Here is an 866-nt window from a genome sequence, read left to right on the forward strand (position 1 = left end):
CTTGCGGTCTTCCATGGCGGCTTCCGACAGCTTGTCGTCGGCCCGGGTCGCGCCCCGCTCGGTCAGCCGGGAGGCCGCGATCTCCGCGATGACCTGCTCGATGGTGGCGGCGTCGGAGTCCACCGCACCGGTGCAGGACATGTCGCCCACGGTGCGGTAGCGCACCCGGCGCACCTCCACGGTCTCGCCGTCCCCGGGGCCGCCCCAGTCGCCCGGGGCCAGCCACATGCCGTTGCGGCGGAAGACCTCGCGGGTGTGGGCGTAGTAGATGGCGGGGAGCTCGATCTTCTCCCGCGCGATGTACTGCCACACGTCCAGCTCGGTCCAGTTGGACAGCGGGAAGACGCGCACGTGCTCGCCCGGCGCGTGGCGGCCGTTGTACAGCTGCCACAGCTCCGGGCGCTGCCGGCGCGGGTCCCAGCCGCCGAACTCGTCGCGCAGGGAGAACACCCGCTCCTTGGCGCGGGCCTTCTCCTCGTCGCGCCGCCCGCCGCCGAAGACCGCGTCGAACCGGTGCCGGCGGATCGCCTCGTTCAGCGGGACGGTCTGCAGGGGGTTGCGGGTGCCGTCGGGGCGCTCGCGCAGCTCGCCGCGGTCGATGAACTCCTGCACCGATGCCACGTGCAGGCGCAGGGAGTGCTCGGCCACCACCCGGTCGCGGTAGGCGATGACCTCGGGGAAGTTGTGCCCGGTGTCCACGTGCAGCAGCGCGAAGGGCAGCGGCGCCGGGGCGAACGCCTTCAGCGCCAGGTGCAGCATCACGATGGAGTCCTTGCCGCCGGAGAACAGGATCACCGGTCGTTCGAACTCCCCGGCCACCTCCCGGAAGATGTGCACCGCCTCCGACTCCAGCGCGTCCAGATGGC

At 72.1% G+C, this 866-nt stretch carries 1 protein-coding gene; it reads right to left on the minus strand.

Going from position 1 to position 866, the window contains the following annotated elements:
• Positions 1–866: sulfate adenylyltransferase subunit CysD (gene cysD, locus ACFSJS_RS27895; protein ID WP_380905281.1), on the minus strand; the 866-nt coding region annotated here is incomplete at both ends.

Origin of the sequence: Streptomyces desertarenae, from assembly GCF_042681365.1 — a bacterium.
GTDB lineage: Bacteria > Actinomycetota > Actinomycetes > Streptomycetales > Streptomycetaceae > Streptomyces > Streptomyces desertarenae.